Annotated in this window: 2 protein-coding genes; both read left to right on the forward strand. The window is 61.0% G+C overall.

Annotation, left to right across the window (positions count from 1 at the left end; all coding sequences use genetic code 11):
- Window positions 1-181 (forward strand): hypothetical protein (locus B879_RS23725; protein WP_040401514.1); only part of this gene is annotated, 181 nt, incomplete at its 5' end.
- 34 nt (window positions 182-215) lie between these two features.
- On the forward strand, window positions 216-1,428 hold a 1,213-nt coding region (locus tag B879_RS23730), incomplete at its 3' end, for a class I adenylate-forming enzyme family protein (protein ID WP_051012731.1).

A 1,428-nucleotide genomic window follows, 5' to 3' on the forward strand; every position in this document is an offset into this window, starting at 1 on the left:
GTTCAATCGCAATGCGGCAGGGGAGGCCCTCGCACATTTGCGTCCCGATGAGGAAACACTGACGAAGATCCGGGCCGCTGCCGAAATTGCGCCGCATGACCAAACCGCCAGCACCTGGTTGGAAAAGGCACCCTACGGTCCTCGAGGGGTTCCGGCCGCCGAGTCCATTTACCGATACTGATGCGATCCGTACTGTAAATCCGGAAGGAAAAATAATGACGACTCAGTCTAAGCTGCCATCCGTCGATTTCACGTTCGGCGAAGAATTTAAGTCGATCCTGAAATTGAAGGGCGATGCCCCGGCTGTCTACCACGACGGCCGCTGGTCCACCTGGGCGGACTGGGGCAGCCAAAGCAGGTCCATGGCCGCGGCCCTTCAGAAACTTGGCGTCGGACCGGGCAGAGTGGTGGCGCTCCAGCTGCCGAACTCTTGGGAGTTCCTCGTGGCACATGCTGCGGCTGCGATGATCGGTGCCGTGACTTTTCCCATCCATATGCCTTACGGGGCATTCGAGCTACAGCACCTGCTCTCGCGCGTGGACCTAGCCGCGCTCATAGTTCCGGCCACATACAAGGGCCAGGACCGCAGCGGAACCGCACGCAGTGTGCTGGATGACCTCGCGTCTGATGCAAAGTTGATCGCTGTGTCGACCGCATCGCATCCTGAACCGCAAGGGCCCGGGCTCGTTGCATGGTCCGATCTGATCCAATCCGGGGGGGACTTGCCGTTGGCGCCAGTGGCGATCGGTCCCGATACACCTCTGACTTATCTGGCTTCCAGCGGCACTTCGTCGACCCGGCCGAAGATCTGCGTCCACACCCATGGCGGGCAGATTGGCGGTTCGTCGATCTGTGCAGCCGAAACCGGCCTGTCGACGAAGGACGTTCTGATCAGCGCAAGCCCCTTCAGCAATGCCTTCGGCATTTCGGTCATCTACATGGCTATTCGGTTCGGACTCAGGCAGGCGACGCTGCCCGTGTGGAATCCCGAAGTCCTTGCCGAAATAGCCAAGGCCAGTGCTGCGACAGAGGTCTTTGCGGTTCCGGCACAGCTTCGCGACCTAATCCGTAGCCTGAAACCAGGCGAGCTCAATCTGAGGAGGGTCAGAACCGGCGGATCCCTGGCAGCTGCGGAACTGGTACGTTCTGTTAAATCAGTCGTCGGGGCGGATGTCATCGTGCAGTGGGGAATGACAGAGGTCGGCGGCGGAACGTACTCACGGCCGGGCGATTCGGAAGAGCGCATCACACAGACGATTGGGCGAGCTCAGGGCGGCGCCGACGTTGCCATTTTCAATCCAGCCGGGAGCCCCGTTCCGGCCGGTCAGGTTGGAGAGCTGGTCTACCGCGCCCAGACCATGATGCGCGAGTATCTGGGGGGACTCGGAACGGACGTCGCAGGCAATCGATGCCGAGGGTTGGCTGCAT

It is taken from the genome of Cecembia lonarensis LW9 (assembly GCF_000298295.1).
Lineage (GTDB): Bacteria > Bacteroidota > Bacteroidia > Cytophagales > Cyclobacteriaceae > Cecembia > Cecembia lonarensis.